Source organism: Coprococcus sp. AM97-35, assembly GCF_027697525.1.
Taxonomy (GTDB): domain Bacteria; phylum Bacillota; class Clostridia; order Lachnospirales; family Lachnospiraceae; genus Allocoprococcus; species Allocoprococcus comes.
Map to the genome: position 1 here is coordinate 96,501 of NZ_JAQESL010000005.1, position 26,062 is coordinate 122,562.

The following is a 26,062-nucleotide window of genomic DNA, read 5'->3' on the forward strand; positions in this document are numbered from 1 at the left end:
TTATGTTTATCCTCCGATCTGTGACATATTTTTCTGTTCTGTAATAAAATTCTGCTCCTCAAAATGATGCATCTTCGGTTTTCCACGGATCGCCTGTTCGAGACATTTCCGGATTTCTTCTTCCGATCCGTGTCTTGCTGCCTCAAAAACGGAGATAGTATCTGCATAGCACAGACACGCTTTTAACTTTCCGGTTGATGTCATCCGGATCCGGTTACATCTGTCACAGAATTTTCCATGCAATGCACTGATCAGACCGATTTTCCCCTGAAAACCAGGCAGTTGATAATACACAGCAGGTCCGTTCCCAAATCGTCCCTCTAACGGATAAAACTCTCCTTCTATTCCATAAGCTTCTTTCAGTTTTCCAAGCACCCAGGCACCGGAAATGCCATTCTCTGCTCTTCCCTGTCCAATCGGCATCAATTCAATAAAACGGACATCCAGCTTGTTCTTTTTCGCCAACTCTGCCAGACTTTTCCATTCCTCATCATTGACTCCTTTTTGCAGGACCGTGTTGATCTTTACCCGGATCTCGCTTTTTTCTGCCATGAAAATGGATTTTCTGACTCTTTCCAGTTCATCTGCCCCGGTAATCTCCTGATATTTTTCCGGAATCAGTGTATCCAGACTGATATTCACCGCATCCAGCCCCGCTGCAAGAAGATCTTCCAGATTCTCACCCAGAAGAACCCCATTTGTCGTCATTGTTACTTCTTCTGTGCCCGGAATCTGCCGGATCATCCGGATCAGATCTGCGCATCCTTTTCTGACCAGAGGCTCCCCTCCGGTAATCTTAAACCTGGTAATCCCGATCCGGACAGCCTCCCTGCAGATTCGTTCAATCTCCTCATAAGTCAGGATTTCTGACATAGGAATCCACTTTGCGCCATCCGGCATGCAGTACCTGCATCGCAGATTACAGCGGTCTGTGATTGAAATTCTCATATATTCAATTGTTCGTCCATAAGAATCTCTCACAGCCTTTTCCATCCTTTCTTAATTCCAGAGTGGTTCCAGTAACACCTCGATCGTACCGCCGCAGACCATGCCTTCTTCCTCCGCATCATCTCCGGTCATATCCACATATTCTGTCTTTAGTCCTGTATTATTTTCATGCATCATGACTCTCGCTTTTCTTAAAACCTCTGCCTCCATACAGCCGCCTCCGATGGTTCCAACACAGCTGCCGTCTTCCAGGATCAGCATCTTGGATCCCACATTTCTTGGTGCAGAACCCTTTCTTGTAATGATCGTTGCAAGCATCTTCTTTCCCGGATGAACGATATCCAGGATTGCTTCCAGCAAGTCTTCCGGATAACCGCAGACTCTCTTGTTCTGATTCTTTACTTCGATGATTTCCGCCATGATCGCCACACCGATCTCCTCCGGTGTCTCAGCACCGATGTTCAGACCAATCGGACTTTTTATCTCGCCGATTACTTCCTGGCTGCATCCTTTTTCAATCAGATTCTGCTTTACCATCGCACTTCTTCGCCGGCTTCCGATCATTCCGATATAAGCATGTTCCTTCCCAACGATCTTCTCCAGACAAACCTGATCATATCTGTGACCTCTGGTCAGTACAACAAAATACGTATCCTTGTCTCCTTCGATCTGATCCAGGGCATCTTCAAACGGCTGGCAGATCACTTCCGTTGCACCCGCATTTCTGGCATGATCGGCAAACTGCGGACGATCTTCAAGAACCGTGACTTTCCATCCAAGCATAATCCCGATTTTGATCACCGGCACCGATACGTGACCACCGCCACAAATGACCAGATGCTCCTGCCCTCCAATTATATCACAAAACACCTGCTGCTCTCTGATTTCATAAAGTCCACATTTTTTCAAATCACCTGCTTCTGAAAAATGTGCTGAAAAGAAACCGTTTTCTTTACTTTCCCAGATTATTTTTTTCTCTGCCAAAATTGCTTTTTCTCCGGCTGCGGATCCTTTTGCCACTGTCAAAAGAACGTAATCCCCCGGCTTTGGTAAATCTTTTAATATCTCAAATACATTTTCCATCAAATCTCATCTACCCTACTACATATTTATTCAGTCTGTCAAATGCTTCTTTTAATACGGTTCCATCCTGAAACGGATCGGAATCTTCCGGCATTTGATCTCTCGCATGACGTTTTCTTTTATCCACATCACATTTTCTCTGTCATACAATACTTTTATTGTAACAAATTTTTCCGTCAAATGAAATAAGAAGGTGCAGCTCTTTTTGTCTGCACCTTCCCTTTTCCTTTATTTTGTGATCTGATTTTAAAAATATTTTGCATTCAGCTTTTTGACTGTCCATGCAAACCATACCAGTACCGCAAGTACCAGTACTAACATCACCCAGAATAATTTTCCTGTACTCTGCACGTAAGTATTATACAGATCTTCTGCGCCGTACAGGATCAGCACAACCGCAAGCACAAGAAGTTTCGGTCCTGCTGCTGCCCTGTATGCTTCCTTATCCTTACACTTCTTTATATTCGTATCTTTTGGTACAAGAATTGATGTATTGATGATTCCTTTGAATTTAAGCTGAAACCATGCATACAGGCTATATAATCCCGCTCCAATACCAATAATCCCGAAAATTCCTTCCATTCCGTTCATTCTTTTGCCTTCTCCTGTTTATTTTACGCCAAGAATATCCTTAACTGTCTGCTCCATCTGATCAACATCACATTCTGTATTGTGACGGATCTCGGCATTCATGATCTCTTTGATGGCATTCGGAATCTCTGTACCGGATACTTTCTGAAGCTCCTCGATCAGTTTGAAATTATCCTGTCCTTTATACTTCGGATCGATCGCTGACATAACGCTTCCTGCAAATTTATATGGACTTGCTGTGGATGCTATTACTGTCTTTCTGTCATCTTTACTGTCTTCTCTGTAAGCTTTATACACCGTTGCAGCTACCGCCGTATGGGTATCCATTACATAACCGGTATCTTCATATACATCATGGATTGTCTTTGCGACCTGCTCTTCTGTCGCATATCCTGCCGCAAAATCAGCCAGGTTTGCTTTCATCTCACCTGTAATCGCGTAACTTCCCTTTGTCTTCAGCTCAGTCATAAGATCCGTATCTTTTCTTGCATCTTCTCCTGAGATCTTGTAGATCAGACGCTCTAAGTTACTGGAGATCAGAATATCCATGGACGGAGATGTTGTAAGAACAAATTCACGGTTACGGTCATAAGTTCCTGTCTGGAAAAAGTCATAGAGAACTTTGTTCTCATTGGATGCACAGATCAGCTTTGCAATCGGGATTCCCATATTCTTTGCGTAGTATGCAGCCAGAATATTTCCAAAGTTACCGGTCGGTACAACTACATTGATCTCTTCATCTTCCGCAATCTCTTCATTCTGAAGAAGCTTCGCATAAGCATATACATAATATACAACCTGCGGAACCAGACGTCCGATATTGATAGAGTTGGCAGATGAGAACTGGTAGCCTGCTTCATTTAACTCTTTTTCCAGCTCTTTGTTCTCGAACATTGCCTTCACACCGCTCTGTGCGTTGTCAAAGTTACCGTGGATCGCAACAACAGAAGTATTGTCTCCTTTCTGTGTTACCATCTGCAGCTCCTGTACTCGGCTGACTCCGTTCTTCGGATAGAATACGATGATCTTGGTTCCTTCTACATCTGCAAATCCTGCAAGTGCAGCTTTTCCTGTATCCCCGGATGTTGCAGTCAGAATGACGATCTCATTCTTCACCTGATTCTTCTTTGCAGAAGTAGTCAGAAGGTGCGGAAGAATGGAAAGTGCCATATCTTTGAATGCGATCGTTGCTCCGTGGAACAGTTCCAGATAATAAGCATCCTCCACCTTCGCAAGCGGTGCAATCTCTTCGGTATCAAACTTACTGTCGTAAGCCTTTGCGATACAGCTCTTCAGCTCTTCTTCTGTAAAGTCTGTCAGGAATTCCTTCATAACTGTATATGCGATTTCCTGATAGGTCATCTCTTTGAGCTCACCAAGCGACACCGGAAGCTTCGGAATCGAAACCGGTACAAATAATCCGCCGTCATCTGCCATCCCTTTTAAGATTGCCTGGGAAGCTGTTACTGTCTTTTCTGCATCTCTTGTACTCTTATAAAGTAAATTCATGGTTCTCCACCCTTCTTATTCTTTCTGATTCACTTCAGCAATCTGCTAAAGTATTTTCCTATTTAGCGATTATAGCATAAGAACCTTTCAAGTGCAATGCCATCCTTATCTGCGTTTCCACATTCGTCCCCACATCCGGCTCAGAAGAAAACACAGGAGCAGTGCCCCGGTCAGAATAACGCCGATCAGAAATACCAGAATCTTTACATAAGATCCATCTCCTGTTGCAACCGTCTTTGCTTTCTCAGTTTCCTTTGGCTTTTCCGGACTTTCCGGTTTTTCCTCTTCTGCCGGCTTTTCCTTTTTATAGGTTACACTCTGTCCTTCGTCCTCCAGATCTGCGTGCACTGCAACCAGCTTCTCTTCCAGATACACTTTCTCAAATACAACAACCTGTTCTCCGTTAAGCTTCGTTGCATCAAACGTAAATTCCATCTGAATTTCTCCGAAATCTGTATCCGGGATCAGCTTTTTCTCTGCGGTCACTTCTTTTCCATCCTGAAGAACCGGCTTTTTGGTCTCCTTATCCATTAATGTGCCTTTAACTACATATTCTTTTCCAATCTCCAGATTTTTCCATTTTACCTGATCTATGACCGTTACCTGTTCTGTCCGTTTCCCGTTATGCGTTCCCGTTTCCCGGTCAGATGCTCTTGTCCCGATCTCCGGTACGGGATGTTCATCATTTGTCAGTGTCCCCAGATCAATTACTCGCATTTCCTTTGTTACTTCCACCTCAAACGCAGGAATCAGCATCCGGTCTTCATTATTTTTACAAGACAGTTCTTCCACCAGATACGTTCCGTAAGGAAGCGCTCCTCTTGTATTATCCGGAGTTCCTTCCCCAAACCAGATCCCATCTTCACTTGTCTTCCCCTCATTCGTGTTGACGGTATGTGGATTCCAGTACGCACCGGTCGAAGCCTCCCCGTTTTTATCCGTCAGGATCACATGGCTCTCCCCAGTTGCCTGCGATGTGATCCGAAATGGGATATCCGCCAGTCTTTTCAAAGTTTTATCTGCCGCTTTCACCAGCTTTAAGTCCCCACGGATGAGCTTTTCCTTTATTTCCACTGGATTCCATATTTTCAGGGCTTTATAGCTTCCATTTTGCTCCGTTCCAGTCCTGATACAATGTGTAACGGTGTCCACCAGATACCCTTCCGGCGCATGCATCTCCCATACCGTAATCGTTCCAAGCGGAAGCTCGTTATTTTCAAAAAACGGATCCCCGCTGATCAGGTGCGCCTCATCCATCCGGACCACACCATCCGCATCCGACTTCAGCTTCCAACTCCTGAGCGGCACCTTCACACCGATCTCATTTTGATTGTCAAAAATGCTATCAAAAAATGCCACATGAAATTCTGCTCCCGCAAGAGAAAGTCCTGCCTGCGCCTGCCCTTTCCCTGTTTCCGCATCCTGCTTCCGGATCAGGATTTCCACCTTTGTCTTTTCCGGTTCATCCTGACACTCATAGGTCACGGTCTGTCCGGCATTCACCGTGATCTGCCGCAGCTTTGTGTCCAGTACATAACCTTTCGGTGCTTTAGTCTCTTTGATGTCATAGGAACCCTCCGGCAGATTTTCTGCCTTCCCGTATCCTTTCTTGTCTGTCCGGATTACGCAGACTGCCTCGGATGTCCCACTTTTACAGACGGTATACTCTGCCCCTTCCAGTGAGTAGAGCTGATTATCAGCCGTAATCTCTGACCTTGCAGAGCTCTTCATGATCTCCAGGCTTCCGTTATGGGTTGTCTTAAAAAGATATATCGTTGATCTGGATTTTGCCACAAGCTGTGAAATCTGATTGCCACTCGACGGGATAGATGCCGAATGCCAGAACCGGTTATCGTTGCTATTATCTCCCCAGAAAAATCCGATATGGCAGTCTGCATCTTCTTCCTCCCAGGAAACCGGCTCAAAATAGATCACATCTCCTTTTTGCGCTTTTCCGCCCGCAAGCAGCTCCTCAATGGTGTTGTAATGATAGGATTCCACGGCATTGTCTGTCATCCAATGAAACCAGTTGCTCGCATTGACCTTGCCGCCACGGAGACTTCCTTTGTCAATTCCTGACAGATCCGCTCCACATTTTTCCAGAACATAAGCGACAAACCCGGTACAGTTCATTGCCCCATTTCCACCGTAGGCTCCGTTCGGACGCATGCAGTTCTCTGCTGTCAGAGGATATCCGCTGTAAGGCGTTCCCAGATAATAACCGTCCTTTTCGTGGTTTTTTAACTCCTCAAGCACTTTTCCCGGCTCTGCTCCTAATTTTTCATCAAGTTTTACAATCGTTTCTTTCTTTGCGATTCTCTCTGCTGAGTTTGCAGATACGACAGGCATACTGCTGCCCGACAATGATACTACCGCCAGAATCACACTTAGTATTCCGGCAAAATGATTCTTCATATATTTCATAAAAGTTTCTCCTTCTGCCTTTTCAGGTCAGAAAAGAGAATATAAAAGACGAGTACCCTTACTATAAAGGAAGAGTACCCGCTTGTCAATAGTATTTTATTGTTGATCTGCCTCCAGAACGATCACACTTCTCGGTCCCACAAGAATTCTTTCCTCCGAAATCCGTACCGGATTCTGATAAATTTCCTGCTTTTTATCTCCAGTATTTGCCGCCACATGCCAACTATATCCGCCCGGAAGTTGTGGAAGTTCTACCCAGACACCTTCCCAGTATGGATTCATCAGAAGATACACACAGTCTTCTTTTGCCATTTTGTTATCATATCCGGCAAACATGACTGCCGCCGTCCGGATCTCCGGTCTGGAAAAATCCAGTTTCCACGGCACTTCACCGTGAAAGCTGATCTCCGGAAATCCAAGACTACTCGCCCCTGCATCTCCTGTGATCGACGGATGCCGTTTCCGAAATGCCGTCATATAAGCACAAAAATCAAATACATCCTGAAACTTTTCTTTTCTTCTCCAGTCCAGCCAAGAAATCTCGTTATCCTGACAGTAGGCATTATTATTCCCGAACTGAGTATTGCCAAACTCATCACCTGCAAGGAACATCGGTGTCCCTCTGCTGCAAAGCAGGACCGCAAAAGCATTTTTCATCATCCGGTGGCGCAGTTCAACAACCATCACCTGATCAGTGTCCCCCTCTGCCCCACAGTTCCAGCTCCGGTTATCGTCACTTCCATCAAGATTTCCCCATCCATTAGCCTCATTATGCTTCTGGTTATACGAATAAAGATCATACAGGGTAAATCCATCATGGCAGGTCAGGAAATTCACAGAAGCATGTTTTCCGCGGATTCTGGTATCATAAATGTCCGGAGAGCCGGCAATTCTCTGAAGCGCTGCTCCTGCTGCCCAAAGTCCCCCTTTTAAATATTCCCGCACGTCATCCCGGTATCTTCCGTTCCATTCTGACCATCTGCGGAATGCCGGAAAACTTCCGACCTGATAAAGTCCGCCGGCATCCCACGCCTCCGCGATCAGCTTTGTATCTGCAAGCAGCGAATCATAGGCAAGATTCTTTACGAGTGGTGGATTTTCCATCGGTGACCCATCCTCATTTCTTCCCAGGATTGAGGCAAGATCAAACCGGAAGCCGTCCACCCGGTACTCTGCAACCCAATATCGCAGACAATCCTGGATCATTTTGATCACCACCGGATGATTACAATTCACAGTATTTCCACAGCCACTGAAATTATAATATTTTCCATCGGGTGTCAACATATAATAAATCTGATTGTCAAATCCTTTAAACGAAATAAACGGTCCGCATTCATTTCCTTCTGCCGTATGGTTAAACACCACATCCAGGATTACTTCAATCTGGTTATCATGCAGTTCCCGGATCAGTTCTTTTAATTCTACTCCTTCCCGGTTGTATTCCGTTGATGCTGCATAGCTCGTATTCGGCGCAAAAAAGCTGACTGTATTATACCCCCAGTAATCAATCAGTTTCTTTCCATCAACCTCACGGCTCCCCTGCAGTTCATCAAATTCAAAGATCGGCATTAGCTCCACCGCATTAATCCCCAGTGTTTTCAGATAAGGAATTTTTTCTTTGATTCCGGCAAAGGTTCCAGGATGACGGACACTTTTGTCCATCTTCGTGAATCCCCTGACATGCATCTCATAGATGATCAGTTTTTCCATCGGGATCTTATCCGGCTTTTCACTGCCCCAGAAGAAATTATTCCGGACTACTCTGGCACGATATCCCCCTGTATTTAGTGCTTTTCCCCATACACTCTGTCCGGTAACTGCCTTTGCATACGGATCCAGTAAAATATGCTTTTTATCAAACAGCAGACCTTCCTTTGGTTTCCACGGTCCGTCCAGCCTGTACGCATATTCAAATTCTTCAATATCCAGTCCGAATACCATCATGGAAAATACATCCCCGATCCGGCAGTTTTCCGGGAATGGGATCACCGCATAAGGTTCCGGTTCCTTTCTGTGAAACAGAAGAAGTTCACATGTCACAGCCCCTTTTGAATGCACTGTAAAATTAACTGCCGACTGAAATGCAGTCGCACCCTCATCACGATACAGTCCGGGACAGATTTCAAATCCATTTACATTTTCTGTCGGAACCCATCTTGGCATCATTTCTTCCAGCATTTTACCAGCTCCTTCCATGTCATGTTTTCAGTATAGCACATTTTTCCGTTTACACATCTTTCCTTTCTGTATATAATATAAAGGATTACATATTTTTTTGCAGCAGACTCAAGGAGGTTTTTTATGACTGCACAGCATCTATATTATTTATTTCAGTGCTTCTTTATATATGCCTTTTTAGGCTGGTGTACAGAAGTTGCGTTTGCCGCTTTTAAAGAACGTCGTTTTGTCAACCGTGGATTCTTAAATGGCCCGATCTGTCCGGTATACGGTTTCGGCGTGGTTGCAGTCATTCATTTTCTGACACCGCTTCGTTCCAACCTGCTCCTGCTATATCTCGGAAGTGCTATTCTTGTTACTGCAATCGAATGGCTGACCGGGTTCATTCTCGAAAAGGTTTTCCATAACAAATGGTGGGATTATTCTAATATGCCGCTCAATCTGAATGGATATGTGTGCCTTTTGTTTTCTCTGATCTGGGGAGTGTTCTGTGTTTTCATCGTAGATGTATTCCATCCACTGATTGACACACTGCTCTCACACATTCCTTTCCTTGTCGGTATCATTCTTGTATGTATTCTGGTGATTGCCGGACTTGCCGATCTCTATGTAACAGCATCCGGTATCCTTAAGCTCAACAAACGTCTTGAAAAAATGCAGACCATTGCAGACGAACTTCATCAGATTTCCGACAAGCTTGGTGAATCAATCTACAAGCGTACCATTACAGCTATGGAAAAACAGGAAGAGTTCAAAGATACTGTATCTGAGAAGCAGGAAGAATTTAAATCTGCTATTTCCGAAAAACAGGAAGCAATTTCAGACACCCTTGTCGATGTTTCTGACGAAGTAAAAGAACGGATTACTCTTCTTCGCAGAAGCTACCTGGAAAATGTCAAAGCAACTTCTCATATGCAGAAGCGTATCATGAAAGCTTTCCCGAAAATGCAGAGCCGCAACTACAAAGAATCCTTTGAAGATCTTAGAAACAAACTGAAGGAAATGTCTCTCAAAAAATAACAGGCTGTAAAAAATCCATCTGGTTTTCTTTTAAAAAAAGAAATCAGATGGATTTTTTATCTTTAAAATTATGATGTGAGTGTCAAAAGTAAATTTTACCACTCACTAATGTTTCCTCTTGATCTTGTCCAGATACGGAATCTCGATTGGATCGATTGCATCAAGTGGCTGTTCTTTATTGATCTTCTTTTTGCGTGTGTGCTTTTTCAGAAGTGCACCACCCCGGTTATAAAACCAGAAAGAAAAGATCAGAAGTTTATTGAATTTTCCAATTTTGTCTTTTGTCGTCTTCGTGTAATACTCCCCACCGGACTGGATCTCTCCTTTTTCCCTGATCTGCCGGATCAGATCCAGCTCTGTCTCAATCCGTACCGGAAATTCCGTATACCCCATGCCGACGCAGTCCAGCTTATGCGCATCACTTCCTCCGGTTCCCGGTTTTCCATATTTTTCAGCAAGATACTTCGCCCCTTCATTGGACTGTGGCGGCTCACATGCATTGAAAGTCTCTATAAAATCAAATTTTTCAATCAACTCCGGAGATTTCTGCCATCTTTTCGTATTCGTAAAACTCAGATACTTTTCCCCACACGGATGTGCCGGTCCACAGATTCCTCCATTGTGATGCACAAAATCAATCAGCAGCGAAAGCGGAAGCCCTCTCAGCTCCAGAAGGCGCATCTTTACTCCCTGTGGCATAATGATCAGAATGTGTCCCGCATCCAGTGTATCATACTCTATTCCTTTCAATACGACAAAATCTTTGTATTTTCTCCCTTTGATCGTATTCTTCCAGTGCCGATATCCATTATAGGTGTCATGATCTGTAACCAGCATTCCGCCAATGCCTTTAGACTGCAGCTTTTTAATAAATTCTTCAATCGGCACTTTGCTGTCAATTGATCCTTCTCTTACATGACAATGCATATCTATCTTCATATTTTCATCTCCAGATCTTATATCGTTGATACTATTTTATTATACCTCTTTTTTTATAACGCTGCAAGAAATACCGGTTTCTTCCAGCCATTCCTGATCAGATACAAAAAAGGATGTATCACATTCTGATACATCCTCTCATCCATCTTATCTATTCTTCATCCTCGTCATCATCATCATCCAGATCGATCAGCATGGTTCTTGCCATCTCTATTTCTTCTTCTTTTGATGTTTCTTTCTTGATCGCATTTGCTCTTCGAACCTGCTTCTTGTTGATCTCACTTGACTTCATGATAAACTGGATCACGATTCCGATAAATGTAATCACAATCGAAATGATCCACATGAAAATCACATTTTTCAGACCTGCCAGATCATAGATCATCATTCCTGCTCCAAAACCGCCTGCTAATGCCGTCGCAATAATCACAAACGGTTCAAACCAGATCATCGCAAGGATTGCGAAAATCAGTCCGACTGCTCCGCAGACTGCCAGCATGATCCAGTTTCCCGCATTTGTAATCGCAAGTACTGTGCCAGCCATTCCCAGAAAGCATACCCAGAAAGCTCCGAATTTCTTAAATACACTGTTCAGTATTGCAAAAACCAAACCCGCAACTCCGGCTGCGATCAGTACCGGAACAGCTTCCAGTCCCATAAGATATGTCACGGCAAATCCAAGCAATGCCCCTGCAACAAATCCAATCACTGCATTCCAGACACGGATCAGCTTCAAACCTAAAATTCCAATGAAAACTGATATAACAATTGATACCGCCGAAACAATCACGGCTTCTTTTCCTGCTATAAATACCGCACTGTTTCCCATGATATCCTTCAATACTATACCTATTGATTCCATCCTAATCTCTCCTCCTGTCGTACTTTCCTGTTGTTAAGTCAGACGCTTATTTTGATGAAGAGTCTGAAGATGTATCTGTATCTTCGGTCGTGCTCTTAACCGTTACGCCCTGATCAGCAAAACTGATCGTATTCCATACTTTTTTATGTACTTTAATATCCGTTTTCTTTTTCCATTTCTTACAAATTGACTGATACTGGTCACTCTTTCTCTGTGATACAATGGACTCTTTCTTGGTATCCGTTGCATCACGGTCAAGAAGGCTGACTACTTTTGCAACATAATAGCCATTGTCTGCTTCGATCACGTCTGTTACTTCGCCTTCTTTTAACTTATCAGCAGCTTTGATCAGATCTTCGTTTGGCGATGTCGTATCCGAGTCAAATGTCAGATCGGTGGCTGATGCACCTACTGCTGTTGCAAATACAGAAAAATCTTCTGCCGAAGCCGCATCTTTCTGGAAATCTTCTGCTTTCTTTTTCACTTCTGCTTTTTCGTCATCTGACATATCTGTCGATTTTCCATCACTGCCCGTTGTCTTTGTAGAGAACAGCACATACTGCATTTTCTTCTGTGCTGCTTCCTCATCGGATACATTCGTATCTACATCCGCAGTCATGGCAGTTTCCATCTTCTTCTGAAGTGTCAGAAGTTCCAGTACTTTCTTTACCGTCTTTTCATCGCCCGATACTGTATCTTTTGCAGCACTGTCATTGCTGTCAGTAAATTTCTTCGCAGCATCCTCGATGCTTTTTTCCTCATCATCACTTAGCGAAACTTTATAATCATCCTTGTGCTCATCCAGAACATACATTTCTTCCAGAGAATCCATGATTGAATCCTTATAATTCTCTTCATAAGTCTTTCCGTCTGTAACTTCTTTTCCCCAAAAATTATCTCCCAGATAACTGCTATATGTTGTTTCAAACTGCGCCTGCTGATATCTTGCAAAAAAGTTCGCCACATCTGCAGTCACTTTCTCATCTCCGACTTCTACCACTGTATCCTGTCCGTTAAACTTGCTTCCACATCCGTTTAAAGATGCAATGCAGGCAACTGCCAGTATACAGGCAACCACTCTTTTTTTCATTTATAAAATTTCCTCCTTGATCTTCTCTCCATTGTACACACTTCTTCACTATGCACTCGTATAGTATATCTTTTTTTTACCTTACTGGCAATCTTTTTCATAAAAAATACACATTATTCTTCGACAAGTCCCTGTATATCTTCGACAATTTTTCCTGCATTTTCAAGAATCTGCTCTGCTTTTTCTTTTTTATTTTTCCGAAGTTTACAATAAATAAAATATGGATTTTCTGCATCTGTCTTAAATGTCAGTTCTCCCTTATATTTTGCCAGCAGTTCCGGAATCTTTGCTACATTTACCCTTGCCTTCTCATACATGGTAAATTTGTATTCATCGCCTTTTTGCTCTACCGAAATCACATAAGCCGCATGTGCTTTCGCCTTCAGCTGCGCGATCATCAGAAGCTGCTGCACCTTGCGTGGCGGATCGCCGAAACGGTCAATCAGTTCTTCTAGCATATCTTCCTGTTCTTCTTCTGTCTCAATTGCTGCGATCCGTTTATAGATATCCAGTTTCTGATACTCATTCGGAATATAAGATGCCGGAATATAAGCATCAATATTCAGATCCACGGTTGTCGCATAGGTTTCTTCCGGGATCTCTCCCTTCAGGTGACGGACTGCCTCACTTAACATCTTACAGTAAAGATCGTATCCCACTGCATCCATATGTCCATGCTGTTCCTCCCCAAGCAGGTTTCCTGCCCCACGGATTTCCAGATCCCGCATGGCGATTTTTACACCAGAGCCAAGATCTGTAAACTCACGAATTGCCGAAAGACGTTTTTCTGCAACCTCCCGGAGCATTTTGTCTCTTCTGTACAAAAGAAATGCATATGCCATACGGTTCGATCTTCCAACTCTTCCACGTAACTGATAAAGCTGGGAGAGCCCCATCCGATCTGCATCATGGATGATCATGGTATTGGCATTGGAAATGTCAAGACCGGTCTCGATGATCGTCGTCGATACCAGAACATCAATTTCTCCATTGATGAAATCGTACATAATATCTTCTAACTTGTGTTCCCGCATCTGCCCGTGTGCATATGCCACATTTGCATCCGGCACAAGTTTCTGGATCTTCGCTGCCATTTCAGCTATATCCTGGACACGGTTATAGACATAGTACACCTGTCCCTGGCGGGAAATTTCTCTTTCGATTGCCTCCCGGACCATCTCATCATTCTCCTCCATCACATAGGTCTGGATCGGCATCCGGTCAACTGGTGCTTCTTCCAGCACACTCATGTCACGGATTCCGATCAGACTCATATGAAGCGTTCGGGGAATCGGTGTTGCCGTAAGTGTCAGAACATCAATATTTTCCTTCAGCTTTTTGATCTTTTCTTTATGCTGTACTCCAAAACGCTGTTCCTCATCAATGATCAGAAGTCCCAGATCTTTAAATGCCACATCCTTACTCAATACCCGGTGGGTTCCGATGATGATATCAACCTGTCCCTTTTTCAAATCTTCGATCGTTTTTTTCTGTTGTGCAGGTGTGCGGAAACGGCATAACAGATCCACCCTTACCGGAAATTCTTTCATCCGTTGCACAAAAGTGTTGTAATGCTGCTGTGCAAGAATCGTAGTAGGGACCAGATAGACAACCTGCTTGTTCTCCTGCACTGCCTTGAATGCTGCCCGGATTGCAATCTCTGTCTTTCCAAATCCCACATCCCCACAGATCAGACGGTCCATGATCTTTGGACTTTCCATATCCCGTTTTGTTGCCTCGATTGCAAGTTGTTGATCCTCCGTTTCCTCAAACGGAAACATTTCTTCAAATTCTTTCTGCCAGACCGTGTCCTTTTCATAGACAAATCCTTCTTTGGACTGCCGTACTGCATAGAGTTCCACCAGATCTTTGGCAATCTGCCAGACTGCTGTCTTTACCTTGCTCTTCGTGCGATGCCATTCCTGTCCTCCAAGTTTGTTAAGTTTCGGCTTTTTAGCATCTGCACTGGCATACTTCTGGATCTGGTCAAGCTGTGTGGCAAGAATATAAAGATTTCCACCATCAGCATACGAAATCTTCATATAATCCTTTGTCACCTTATCAACTTCTATCTTTTCAATTCCCCGGTAGATTCCAAGTCCATGATTCTCATGCACTACATAGTCTCCCGGTTTCAGATCCGAAAAGCTGCTTATTTTCTGTCCATCATAACTTTTTCGTTTCTTTTTCTTCTTTGTCTTTCCAAAAATATCTGACTCAGATATGACAATAAATTTAATCATCGGGTACTCGTATCCGACTTCTATATGCCCGTAGCATACCATGATCTCCCCTGGATTCACTTCACGTTCCTGATCCTCACTGTAAAAACTGCTCAGATCATAATCACGTAGATCCTCTGCCAGACGTTTTGCCCTTGTTCTGGACCCAGAAATCAGAACCGCCCGGTATCCGTTCCTTTTCAGTCTTTTGAGATCCTGTGTCAGCATCTCAAAGCTGCTGTTATACGGGTTAACGCTTTTTGCCTGGATCCCAAACCGCTTTTTCACAAAAAATGGCTTACATTTCATTTCCAGAGCACACATCCCGATCATACAGAATTTGTTCAGAAATTTTATAATTTCATCAGTCGTAAAAAATTCCGGAGCTTCTTCCATTTCCCCGGTCCTTTCCATTTCTTCTGCACGGTTCTCTCTCGCTTTTTCCACTTCATTTTCTGCCAGACGCCCTTTTTCCAGAAGCCTTGCTGGTTCATCCAGGAACACCAGGGTGTCCTTCGGATCAAAGTAGTTGATAAAAGAAACTTTCCGGTCACTTCCCAGTCTGTCATCTGCCGGATAAATAACGATCTGTTCCAGATTCTCTACAGATCTCTGGCTGTCCACGTCAAAAGTCCGTATTGAATCCACTTCATCTCCCCAGAATTCAATACGGATCGGCAATTCCTCGGTAAGTGGGTAAATATCAATGATCCCACCACGAACTGCAAACTGCCCCGGACCATCCACCTGGGCTTCCCTGTCATATCCAAGTTTTATGATCTTCTCCTTCAGCGATTCAAATTCCAGCGCCTCCCCATTGGAAATGGTCAGAATGTCCCCTTTTATTTCTGCTTCCGATGGCAGTTCATCCATGAATCCGTCAATCGTTGTAATGACCGTAACCTGGCTTTTTGCCTCCATCATCATCTGCAAGGTTTCCATCCGCTGTTTGACCAGCTGTTTTCCGTGGATATCTGCCTGATAAAAAAGGAGATCCTTTGCCGGATAATAGCTGGTATTTTCATTTAAAAAACGATATTCTTCGTATAATTTTTTTGCTTTATCTTCACTGGAAAGAACGATCAATGTATGCCCATAATCTTTTCCAAGCGCATACATCAAATGCGTTTTCTGTGATGTCACACACCCGGAAAGAAGCAGCATGCCCGGTTCCCGTCCACGCTCTTCATAGATTTCTTCAATCTCTGCCAGTTCAGATAAAGGAGCCGTAAGTGCATGCATCGCTTTTTGCCTCCTCTTATTCTTTCTTTTTCTGGTTATATTCGTTCATTGCCTGATCGATTGCTCCCTGCAAGATCAGAGCAGAAGCTTCACAGGCAAGATCATATCCTTCTTCCATAAGTACACGGTCCTCTTTGGAAAATTTTCCAAGAACATAATCAGCAAGATCATATCCTTTCGGTTTTTCTCCCACACCTACCTTGATCCGTGGAAACACACTGGTTCCAAGATTGGCAATGATATTTTTGATTCCGTTATGTCCACCGGCACTTCCTTTTCTGCGGATCCTGAGTTGTCCGACTTCCAGACTGATATCATCATAAATTACAAGAAGTTCTTCTTCCGGATCGATCTTGTAATATTCCACCAGACTACGGATACTCTCTCCACTCAGGTTCATATAAGTCTGCGGCTTCACAAGAAGCACTTTCTGTCCCTCGATCACTCCTTTTCCGATGAGGGCACGGTGTTTTTTAGTATCGACTGCTATCTGGTATTTCTCCGCCAGGCGGTCCACCACATCAAATCCAACATTATGTCTTGTCCCCTGATACTTTTCATCCGGGTTTCCAAGTCCTGCAATTATAAACATTCTATTCACCTCTGCTTTTTCTCTTTCCTGATTCTACTAAATCCTTTCTCTTTTGTCACGCATTTCTCATGCATAAACTATTTTTTCTTTTCATATAGTTTATTAAGCGGCATAACCTGCCGAAATTCCATACTGCCTAAGGAGGTTCTTTATGAATTCCAAAACAAAAATCATCGTACTTCACATGAAAGAAATTATCTATACTGTTATTTTTGCCACTTTAGGTATTCTCATCCTCTGCCTTTTATTCTTTATGTTCTCCGGAGACCGGCATTCCTCTGTATCCGACAAAAAATATACTCCCGGCGTTTATACCTCTTCTTTTACACTCGGAAATGAAGATCTGGAAGTGGAAGTTTCTGTCTCTGACACCTCTATCAATTCCATCCGCATTTCCAATCTAAGTGAGACGGTAACTGCCATGTATCCTCTTCTTCAGCCATCTCTTGAGAATCTGGCTGACCAGATCTGTAAATCCCAGTCCCTTGATCATCTTACGCTTTCAAGTGACAGTCCCTATACTTCTCAGCTTCTTCTCAACGCCATCCGTGATGCGCTCAAAAAAGCTGCGGCAACCAACTGATGCCGCAGCTCTTTTCCTTTTATTAACCTTCCACGATCAGATACTGTCCGTTCGGAAGTGCGAATACTTCTGAAGCCTCTTCCAGCTCTTCATCACTCATACCATTGATGTCCGCTCCGCTTTCATCCAGATAATCTCTCACATCCTTGATAGAATCTACAACAACCGCCATACAGTCTTCCAAAAACGCTTCTGCCTCTTCCAGTGTCTCTGCAACCGGCTCATCAAAAAGCTGTGACTGCATATTCAGGAATGTCTGCAGACATTCTTCATCATACTCATACATACAGGCAACCCTCCCTTATCTTTCTCACAGAAAAATTTTCTCATCTGAACTATAAATAGTTAAGCAATTCTTCAGCATGTGCAATTGTTGCATCTGCTCCTGTCTCCACAAGAAGTTCTTTGGTCCGGAATCCCCATTCTGCTCCGACTGTAAACATACCGGCAGCCTTCCCTGTCTTCATATCTACATCCGAGTCTCCTATGTATATTCCTTCTTCCGGCGATACCCCTAATTTATCAAGTATCCACAGAAGTCCTTCCGGATCCGGTTTCTTCGGAAATTCACCCGACTGCCCCTGAATATGGTCAAAATATCCTTTTCCAAATGTACTTTCCACTACATCGATCGCCTGCAAATGTGGTTTGTTGGAAAATACTGCAATCTTTATTCCCTTCTTCTTCAGTGAATCTAACATCTGAACAACGCCATCATAAGGACGTACATGGTACATACAATTTTCTCCAAAGATTCTGCTGTACACTTCCATACCTTCTTCAATCCTCTTAAGCTCTGTGTCTCCGGACGCACGAAGTGCACGTTCCATAAGGCATCTGGCTCCATCCCCAACGAAGCTTCGGCACTGATCTTTGGTAATCGTCTCAAGTCCCATTTCTTCTAACGTCTTATTCGTTGAATAAGTCAGCGAATCCAGCGTATTTGTCAAAGTTCCATCCAAGTCAAAAATACACGCTTTATACATTGCTGTTCTCCTGTTCTTCTGTTCTATGATTATAATAGTATGAACCTTGACAAATTTCAACTGGAAATCTCTATTTTTCTATTCACTTCGCAGATATTGTCGCATAGCCCTGAGTGCATTCTTTTCCAGGCGGCTTACCTGTGCCTGTGAGATTCCGATTTCTTCTGCTACCTCCATCTGCGTTTTTCCTTCAAAAAAACGAAGTCTGATAATATACTTCTCCCTTTTTCCGAGTCGGTCCATTGCCGCCTGAAGAGACAGTTTCTCCACCCATCTGTCTTCTTTGTTCCTTTTGTCACTGATCTGGTCCATCACATACATAGCATCTCCATTGTCATTATATACCGGCTCATTTAAGCTGACCGGCATCTGGATCGCATCCAGCGCATAGACGATCTCTTCCTTTGCGATCCCGATTTCCTCTGCAATTTCCTGAACAGTAGGTTCTTTCTGGTTTACTTTGACATAATTTTCTTTCGCGTAAATGGCTTTATATGCCGTATCACGAAGTGACCTGCTAACACGGATCGAATTATTGTCCCGGATGAACCGCCGGATTTCTCCAATGATCATCGGTACCGCATAAGTTGAAAATTTTACTTCCAGTTCCGGATTGAAATTATTGATTGCCTTGATCAGTCCGATGCACCCGATCTGAAACAGATCATCCGGATTTTCACTGCTTCCCGAAAAGCGTTTGATCACACTGAGTACCAGACGCAGATTTCCTTTGATATACTGTTCTTTTGCCTCCTCATCCCCCGCTTTGATCTTCTCAAAAAGCACCTCTTTTTCCCCGTCGCTAAGCAGGGGAAGCTTTGCTGTATTTACACCACAGATTTCTACTTTATTAAGTACCATCTCAATAAACCTCCAAATCTTTACTGGTATAAATTTTTCTCAAAACTGTTTTTATTTATTCGATTCCCACTAAAATATTAAAAATATCGCTCCTTGACTTTTTTCGCACTCTTCTGAAAGAATATACATCTTAGTAATATTGTCTGATTTTCTATCATTTTTCTTTAAATTATAGTATAATATACTAAAATAATTTTTACGCAAAGGGGTTGAGTATATGAAACTTACTTTTATCGGTGCCGCCCATGAAGTAACTGGAAGCTGCCATTATCTTGAAGCATGCGGAAAACATATTCTAATAGACTGTGGACTGGAACAAGGACCTGATCTGTATGAGAATCAGGAAATCCCGATCAATCCTTCCATGATCGACTATATCCTCTTAACGCATGCACACATTGACCATTCTGGCAAGATTCCTCTGCTTGTAAAAAATGGTTTTAAAGGAGAAATCATCTGTACATTCGCCACCTCTGATCTGTGCAGCATTATGCTCCGTGACAGTGCACATATCCAGGAATCCGAAGCAGAATGGCGAAACCGGAAGGCACTTCGTTCCGGTGCTCCGCTTTACGAACCACTTTATACTGTACAGGACGCCATGAATGCAGTTGCACTTCTTGCGCCGATCGATTATAACCAGACGATCCAGCTCTGTGAAGGAATCGAACTCCGCTTCACAGATGTCGGTCATCTGCTTGGTTCTTCCTGCATTGAAGTCTGGATCACAGAAGGCGGTGTAAGCAAAAAAATCGTATTTTCCGGAGATGTCGGAAATATTGACCAGCCGATCATCAAAGATCCGCAGCATGTGGATGCAGCCGATTATCTTGTCATCGAATCCACCTACGGAAACCGGGTCCATTCTACTGTAAAACCGGATTATATTAAGGATCTTACCAGAGTCCTGCGCGAAACCTTTGCCAAAGGTGGAAATGTAGTCATTCCATCTTTCGCAGTAGGAAGAACCCAGGAGCTTTTATACTTTATCCGTGAGATCAAAGAAAATAATCTTTTGCCGGAATATCAGAATTTTGAAGTTTATGTAGACAGTCCTCTGGCGATCGAAGCAACCAACGTTTTCCAGAAAAATGTACAGTCCTGCTTTGATGAGGATGCAATGGCTCTGATAAGTAAAGGAATCAACCCTCTTCTTTTCCAGGGACTGAAAACCACGATCACCAGTGAAGAATCTAAAATGATCAACTTCAATGACAAACCAAAAGTAATCATCTCTGCTTCCGGAATGTGTGAAGCCGGCCGTATCCGCCATCATCTGAAACACAACCTCTGGAGAAAAGAATGCACGATCCTCTTCGTAGGCTATCAGGCAGTTGGCACTCTTGGCCGCAAGCTTGTCGAAAGCAAACCGGAATCAGTCCGGCTCTTTGGCGAAAATGTAGAGGTTAATGCCCGTATTGAAGTCCTTGCAGGGATCAGCGGACATGCCGATATGAATGGTCTTCTGAACTGGATTGATGGATTCAAAGAAAAACCATCCCACATCTTTGTTGTACATGGAGAGGATACGGTTACAGATTCTTTCGCTGCTGCCATCACAGACCGTTTCGGCATTCCGGCATTTGCACCATACTCCGGAGGCTGTGTTGATCTCGCAACCGATACCATCCTTTCTGAAGGTATCAGGCTTCCGAAAAAAGCAGTTGAAAAGCCGGCCAAAGCACGTGCTCTTACTTCATTCAACCGCGTGGTTGCGGCAGCCAAACACCTCATGGATGTTGTGCTTAAAAATGAAGGTCTTGCAAACAAAGATCTTGCAAAATTCGAGTCACAGATCCAGAATCTTGCTGACAAATGGGATCGTGACGACAGATAAATACCGATCTTATCTTTCCAGAGACCGGCTTCCGACATGGAACGCCGGTCTTTTCCTGTCTTTTTCGACAATTCTTTAAAAAAATCCAGCATTTCAGCATGTCGAATAAAATTATTCTGTTTTTTCCATCTTCTGACAAAATCTGAAACACATCTTTTCTATAATAAAGCATGCTTAAGTACCAAATCTATTTAGCAGCTAAAGAGAAAGAAGGATAAGACTATGCAGTATGAAGTATATCTGGATGTATTGTTTCTGGAAAATATGATGATGGATTTTCTGATTCTTCTGGCAGTAAAAAAAGTATTTCCATGTTCTGCCACTTATGGAAGTCTTCTTGCCGGTTCCTTTACCGGTTCACTACTGACCTGTGCCATTTTATTTTTTCCATGCCCGGTATGGACCCGCTATATCCTGCTGTTTTTCCTGGTAAATTCCTGTATGACAGTGATCGGATTGAAAATCCGGACATTTCCCGTTTTTTTCAAAGCATGGATTCTGCTCTATCTTGCAAGCTTTCTTCTTGGAGGTATCATGAGTTGGCTCCGTCTTTATTTTGGAAAATTTTTCCGGATCATATCTTTTCTTTTCACCCTTGGCATCTGTGGTTTTTTTCTTTTATATCATGGACTTTTGTTTCTAAAGAAACTATGGAAATCACAAGATCATAGTTTTGATGTGATTTTAACTGTAAATGGAAAAGATTTTCATCTGAAAGCCTTTCTGGACAGTGGTAATCATCTTTCTGATCCACTGACCGGAAAGCCGGTTCATATTATCAGCAAAGACGCCTGTCAGAAGATTTCTTCCCAAATCTCACCTGGAAGACTCCGGTACATCCCGTACCGGACTATACAGAAGACGACCAGTATTCTTCCTGTTTTTTCTGTCAAGAAAATGAGAATAACAGGAGAATCTGAATTTTTGATCCAATCTCCACTGATCGGTATTTCCGAACAGAAGAATTTTGGAAACGGAAAATATGAAATGCTATTGCATCCTGAAGATTGTTAGGAGGATTATAATGATGATAAAAGTTGCTGTTTCAGATTGTTTTAAATTGAAAATGATTCCCTCTTTCCGCAGTGTTTTCTTCCCGGAAAAGCAGGAAATCCATTACATAGGAGGGACAGATATCCTGCCGCTCCCACTTAGCAGTGAAGAAGAAGGTCATGCCATTTCCCTTCTCGGAGGCGGGCAGGATGAAGAAGGAAAAAAGCTTCTTATTGAACATAACCTGCGTCTGGTTGTATATATAGCGAAAAAATTTGACAATACCGGTGTAGGCGTAGAAGACCTGATCTCCATCGGCACAATTGGACTGATCAAAGCAATCAATACCTTCAATCCAGAGAAAAATATCAAACTTGCCACCTATGCCTCCCGTTGTATTGAAAACGAGATCCTCATGTATCTGCGCCGGAATAACAAGACCAAACTGGAGGTCTCCATCGATGAACCGCTCAATGTTGACTGGGATGGAAATGAGCTTCTTCTCTCCGATATTCTTGGAACTGAAGAAGATACTATTTATCGTGATATGGAAACCGAAGCAGAACACAAACTTCTTGGGAAAGCCATCGGACGGCTTTCAAACAGGGAACGGGTAATCGTGCAGATGCGATTCGGACTCGGAACCCCCGACGGGGAAGAAAAAACGCAGAAAGAAGTGGCCGATCTTCTTGGGATCTCCCAGTCTTACATATCAAGACTTGAAAAGAAAATTATGCAGAGACTGCGACGCGAAATGGTACGCTATGAACAGTAAACTATAAAAAACAGGGAAACAGTAATTTCTTACTGCTTCCCTGTTATTTCATTCTTATTTCTTGAAGAAATCCGGAATCTTGATAGACTGCTCTTTCACCTTGCTCTGTGGAGTTCTTGCACTCTGAAGCGGTGGTACCTGTGTAGTCTGCTGCTGTACCGGTCTGCCTCCGTATACCGGTCTTTCTACATTGCTGTATTCTCCCGGATTAAACTGTGGACGTGAAATATTGCTTGCTCCCATTCCAGATCCACCGTTCATCATAGCTGCTTTATGTTCCAGTCTTGACTGAAGCTTGCTCTGTGTTCCACCTACATTGTGAAGACCTGTTGCGATAACTGTGATAGTTGCTTCATCTGACTTGGAATCATCATACATTGCACCGAAGATGATGTTTGCATCTTCACCTGCAAGATCCTGTACATATTCTGCTGCATCACTCGCATCCATAAGTGTGATGTCACCTGAAATGTTGATGATAACGTGAGATGCACCTGCGATGGTTGTCTCAAGCAGAGGGCTGGCAACTGCCTGCTTAACTGCTTCAAGAGCCTTGTCATCACCTTTGCCCTGTCCGATACCGATATGAGCAATTCCTTTATCTGTCATAACTGTCTGTACATCGGCAAAGTCAAGGTTGATCAGTGAAGGTACATTGATCAGGTCTGTGATACCCTGGATACCCTGCTGAAGAACTTCATCAGCTTTCTTAAGTGCTTCCGGCATAGTTGTTCTTCTGTCTACAATTTCAAGAAGCTTATCATTCGGGATAACGATAAGTGTATCTACATTTTCTTTTAATTTTTCGATTCCGGCAAGAGCGTTGTTCATTCTTGTCTTGGATTCGAATTTGAAAGGCTTGGTTACAACGCCAACAGTAAGTGCTCCCTGCTCTTTGGCAATACGCGCAACAACAGGAGTTGCTCCTGTTCCTGTTCCGCCACCCATACCACAGGTAACAAATACCATATCAGCTCCCTTGAGTGCTGACTGGATCTCTTCGGCACTTTCCTCAGCTGCTTTTTCACCGATCTCCGGTTTAGCCCCTGCACCAAGACCCTTTGTAAGCTTGTCTCCGATCTGCATAAGAGTCGGAGCTTTACATAACTGAAGAGCCTGTTTATCTGTATTGATTGCGATAAATTCAACACCTGCAATCTGTTCATCGATCATGCGGTTGACTGCATTGTTTCCGCCGCCACCTACACCGACTACAATTATTTTAGCTGCTGCTTCTGATTCATTTGTTTTAATTTCTAACAAGAGTTTCTCCTCCTTCGTCACCTTATTATATTATACACCCTAAATGTCAATATGCGCTTAGTTATACATAAGACTATAATATATTTTTTTCCGAAAAATATCAATAGAATTTTGTATATTTTCCTATTTTTTTATTCACTTGACACAGATTATGTTCCAAGGTCCGGAATCACATCTTTTTCGAAGGTAATTGTAATATTATCTGTGTTAAAATTTTCCAGATACAGGGTTCCTCCCTGATCTCCCAGCTTCTCAAGGATCGGTGATATCTGCATGATCCGTTCTTCCAGATTCGTGTGCCCGACATTGACACATTTGTTTCCAAAAAAAAGATACAGATCTGAACCAGAACAAACAATCTTATCCGGCGCGAGATCACATTTTTTCAGTGTCATCGTCATATCCAGAAGGTTCCCAAATGCTTTTTTGTTCGCCTTGCTGACCGGAAGTGCTTTGTAAAGCTGTACTTTCTTTACTTCCAGCCCTTCAATGCACGGGATTCCATCCCACAGCTCCTTTGTCTTTGCAAGTACGATACCATCCTTGTCAAAATAAATACATTCATCACCTGACACGATATAACCGGCCACACGCTTCTCTTTGATCGTCACCTTCACAGTCCACGGATTCTTCATCGTCACATTTGCCTCTTCCATTGCCGGAAGCAGCTCGTGATTCATCAGGTGGTTCCTGATCATCACATACAGAGAATTGGAAGACCAATTATCATCCTGCACCCAGTCTGCAATCTCCTGTCTGCTAAGATACTGATTTCCTAATACTTCGATTTTCCGCACTTGAAAGAGTAAAAGAAACGTAATCATAGCTATGCAAACCAAAATAATGACCAGAATGGCTTTCATGGCAGCCTGCTTTATGATTCTCTTTTTCCTTTCTTTCTGTATCATCCCATCAGGCATCTTCCTCCTTCCGTCTTTTGTATATCTCCTGTTTAGTCTACCACTTGTGACACACTTAGCACAAGTCCCATTTCAATTAAAAGAAACATCACCGATGTTCCTCCATAACTGATAAAAGGAAGTGTAATCCCCGTATTCGGAATTGTGTTCGTCACAACTGCAATATTTAAAATAACCTGAATCATCATATGTGCCATCGCTCCGGTCGCGATCAGCGCACCAAAAAGATCCCTGCTTCCGGATGCGATCAGGAAAAAGCGCCAGATCAGAAGCAAAAACAGAAAAACGATAATCCCAGCACCTGCGAGTCCAAGCTCTTCACAAATAATTGAAAAGATCATATCATTCTGTGCCTCAGGTACAAATCCCAGCTTCTGTACACTGTTTCCGATCCCGACTCCGAATACTCCTCCGGATCCAATCGCGTAAAGCCCCTGCAAGGTCTGATAACCCTTTTCATATTTTTCCGGATTTCTCCAGATAGCAAGCCGTTCCAGCCGATAGCTTTCAAGGGCAAGAAAAATCCCCATAAAGCAGGCGCCTGCGATTCCCATCAAGGCAAATTGCGCATACTTCGGACTTGCAACAAAGATCAGGATCACACCGATTCCCAGAATAATGATCGCCGTGCTTAAATTACTCGCTCCCACAAGTCCCACGATTGGAAGGATCCAGAACATGATCCTGCAAAGTGTCCACATTTTTCCGATTGTTTTTACGTTCTTCGTCACAAGATCCGCCAGAAAAAGAATCAGTGCAACTTTCGCAAATTCTGATGGCTGAAAAGAAAACGGGCCCAAAGCTAACCATCTTTTGGACCCGTTAATTTCTCTGCCAAACAACATGACCGCAACCGAAAGTGCAACTGCTGCCAGATAACCAAATACTGCCAGTCTCTGCCAAATGTGGTAATCCATCCCTGCCACGAACAGCATCAGTACAATTCCAAGCACCGTCGCAAACGCCTGCTTTTTCAGATAGTAAAAGGAATCATGAAATTTCACCTGCCCGTTATATGCACTGGTACTGTATAAGATCACCAGTCCGATCACAACCAGGAGAACAACAATCAACAGAAGCGTGTAATCCATACGCCCCTTTTTCCCTTTTTCCTCCACTTTGTTTCACGCCCTTTGATACA

The 26,062-nt window shown here is 43.3% G+C and carries 22 protein-coding genes; 5 read left to right on the forward strand and 17 right to left on the reverse strand.

The features are described from left to right. Positions 1-6 precede the first annotated feature (6 nt). From moaA to glgX, 6 genes are all read right to left on the reverse strand, one after another. The gene (gene moaA, locus PG840_RS06555) at positions 7-981 is read right to left on the reverse strand and encodes a GTP 3',8-cyclase MoaA (RefSeq protein WP_044998967.1); all 975 of its coding nucleotides are present in this window, start codon (positions 979-981) and stop codon (positions 7-9) included. An 18-nt stretch (positions 982-999) separates the two neighbouring features. Then, positions 1,000-2,031: an XdhC family protein gene (locus PG840_RS06560; RefSeq protein ID WP_117555740.1), complete on the reverse strand. Its 1,032-nt coding sequence runs from the start codon at positions 2,029-2,031 to the stop codon at positions 1,000-1,002. A gap of 246 nt (positions 2,032-2,277) precedes the next feature. After that, entirely contained in the window at positions 2,278-2,622 is a 345-nt protein-coding gene (locus PG840_RS06565) for a hypothetical protein (protein WP_022220753.1), read from the reverse strand. An 18-nt stretch (positions 2,623-2,640) separates the two neighbouring features. Next, entirely contained in the window at positions 2,641-4,131 is a 1,491-nt protein-coding gene (thrC, locus tag PG840_RS06570) for a threonine synthase (protein WP_270613436.1), read from the reverse strand. A gap of 105 nt (positions 4,132-4,236) precedes the next feature. Next, positions 4,237-6,555: a VaFE repeat-containing surface-anchored protein gene (locus tag PG840_RS06575; protein ID WP_270613437.1), complete on the reverse strand. Its 2,319-nt coding sequence runs from the start codon at positions 6,553-6,555 to the stop codon at positions 4,237-4,239. A gap of 96 nt (positions 6,556-6,651) precedes the next feature. Then, a complete protein-coding gene (glgX, locus tag PG840_RS06580; RefSeq protein ID WP_270613438.1) occupies positions 6,652-8,736 on the reverse strand; it encodes a glycogen debranching protein GlgX in 2,085 nt (694 codons plus the stop codon). 123 nt (positions 8,737-8,859) lie between these two features. Here glgX and PG840_RS06585 point away from each other — a divergent pair, with 123 nt between their 5' ends. Continuing rightward, positions 8,860-9,756 (forward strand): putative ABC transporter permease, encoded by an 897-nt coding sequence (locus PG840_RS06585; RefSeq protein ID WP_270613439.1) that lies wholly within the window; start codon positions 8,860-8,862, stop codon positions 9,754-9,756. A 105-nt stretch (positions 9,757-9,861) separates the two neighbouring features. Here the strand turns inward: PG840_RS06585 and PG840_RS06590 are convergent, their stop codons facing one another. From PG840_RS06590 to pth, 5 genes are all read right to left on the reverse strand, one after another. Then, positions 9,862-10,695, reverse strand: a complete 834-nt coding sequence (locus PG840_RS06590) for a PHP domain-containing protein (RefSeq protein WP_117555728.1) — start codon at positions 10,693-10,695, stop codon at positions 9,862-9,864. 151 nt (positions 10,696-10,846) lie between these two features. After that, positions 10,847-11,557, reverse strand: coding sequence for a hypothetical protein (locus PG840_RS06595; RefSeq protein WP_270613440.1), 711 nt, complete (start codon positions 11,555-11,557; stop codon positions 10,847-10,849). Positions 11,558-11,603: 46 nt separating this feature from the next. Beyond that, positions 11,604-12,647, reverse strand: a complete 1,044-nt coding sequence (locus PG840_RS06600; RefSeq protein ID WP_055246496.1) for a peptidylprolyl isomerase — start codon at positions 12,645-12,647, stop codon at positions 11,604-11,606. A gap of 113 nt (positions 12,648-12,760) precedes the next feature. Next, entirely contained in the window at positions 12,761-16,111 is a 3,351-nt protein-coding gene (gene mfd, locus PG840_RS06605; RefSeq protein ID WP_055296796.1) for a transcription-repair coupling factor, read from the reverse strand. A 16-nt stretch (positions 16,112-16,127) separates the two neighbouring features. Continuing rightward, the gene (gene pth / locus PG840_RS06610) at positions 16,128-16,703 is read right to left on the reverse strand and encodes an aminoacyl-tRNA hydrolase (RefSeq protein WP_055296798.1); all 576 of its coding nucleotides are present in this window, start codon (positions 16,701-16,703) and stop codon (positions 16,128-16,130) included. Between the two features lie 151 nt (positions 16,704-16,854). On the opposite strand from pth, the gene PG840_RS06615 reads away from it, so the two are divergent. Continuing rightward, positions 16,855-17,286 (forward strand): FMN-binding protein, encoded by a 432-nt coding sequence (locus PG840_RS06615; RefSeq protein ID WP_055296800.1) that lies wholly within the window; start codon positions 16,855-16,857, stop codon positions 17,284-17,286. 22 nt (positions 17,287-17,308) lie between these two features. Here PG840_RS06615 and PG840_RS06620 read toward each other — a convergent pair whose 3' ends face one another. The 3 genes from PG840_RS06620 to sigG all read right to left on the reverse strand — a co-directional run bounded on the left by PG840_RS06620 (position 17,309) and on the right by sigG (position 19,133). Beyond that, on the reverse strand, positions 17,309-17,572 hold the full coding sequence (locus PG840_RS06620) for a glyoxalase (RefSeq protein ID WP_270613441.1): 264 nt from the start codon (positions 17,570-17,572) through the stop codon (positions 17,309-17,311). Positions 17,573-17,621: 49 nt separating this feature from the next. Next, a complete protein-coding gene (locus tag PG840_RS06625) occupies positions 17,622-18,272 on the reverse strand; it encodes an HAD family hydrolase (protein WP_117555718.1) in 651 nt (216 codons plus the stop codon). A gap of 78 nt (positions 18,273-18,350) precedes the next feature. Then, positions 18,351-19,133 (reverse strand): RNA polymerase sporulation sigma factor SigG, encoded by a 783-nt coding sequence (gene sigG / locus PG840_RS06630; RefSeq protein ID WP_022220759.1) that lies wholly within the window; start codon positions 19,131-19,133, stop codon positions 18,351-18,353. Between the two features lie 217 nt (positions 19,134-19,350). Between sigG and PG840_RS06635 the strand changes: the two genes are divergently transcribed. The 3 genes from PG840_RS06635 (at position 19,351) to sigE (ending at position 22,738) form a co-directional block, all read left to right on the forward strand. After that, a complete protein-coding gene (locus PG840_RS06635; RefSeq protein WP_270613442.1) occupies positions 19,351-20,970 on the forward strand; it encodes an MBL fold metallo-hydrolase RNA specificity domain-containing protein in 1,620 nt (539 codons plus the stop codon). A gap of 222 nt (positions 20,971-21,192) precedes the next feature. Beyond that, positions 21,193-21,984 (forward strand): sigma-E processing peptidase SpoIIGA, encoded by a 792-nt coding sequence (locus PG840_RS06640; protein WP_008371882.1) that lies wholly within the window; start codon positions 21,193-21,195, stop codon positions 21,982-21,984. Positions 21,985-21,994: 10 nt separating this feature from the next. Beyond that, positions 21,995-22,738: an RNA polymerase sporulation sigma factor SigE gene (sigE, locus tag PG840_RS06645; RefSeq protein WP_008371883.1), complete on the forward strand. Its 744-nt coding sequence runs from the start codon at positions 21,995-21,997 to the stop codon at positions 22,736-22,738. 54 nt (positions 22,739-22,792) lie between these two features. On the opposite strand, the gene ftsZ is transcribed toward sigE, so the two are convergent. The 3 genes from ftsZ to PG840_RS06660 all read right to left on the reverse strand — a co-directional run bounded on the left by ftsZ (position 22,793) and on the right by PG840_RS06660 (position 26,039). Then, the gene (gene ftsZ / locus PG840_RS06650) at positions 22,793-24,001 is read right to left on the reverse strand and encodes a cell division protein FtsZ (RefSeq protein WP_022220760.1); all 1,209 of its coding nucleotides are present in this window, start codon (positions 23,999-24,001) and stop codon (positions 22,793-22,795) included. A gap of 149 nt (positions 24,002-24,150) precedes the next feature. Beyond that, positions 24,151-24,909, reverse strand: a complete 759-nt coding sequence (locus tag PG840_RS06655) for a cell division protein FtsQ/DivIB (RefSeq protein WP_270613443.1) — start codon at positions 24,907-24,909, stop codon at positions 24,151-24,153. A gap of 44 nt (positions 24,910-24,953) precedes the next feature. Next, positions 24,954-26,039 carry an FtsW/RodA/SpoVE family cell cycle protein gene (locus tag PG840_RS06660; protein ID WP_008371889.1) on the reverse strand — a complete coding sequence of 362 codons (1,086 nt, stop codon included), beginning with the start codon at positions 26,037-26,039 and terminating at the stop codon, positions 24,954-24,956. Positions 26,040-26,062 lie beyond the last annotated feature (23 nt).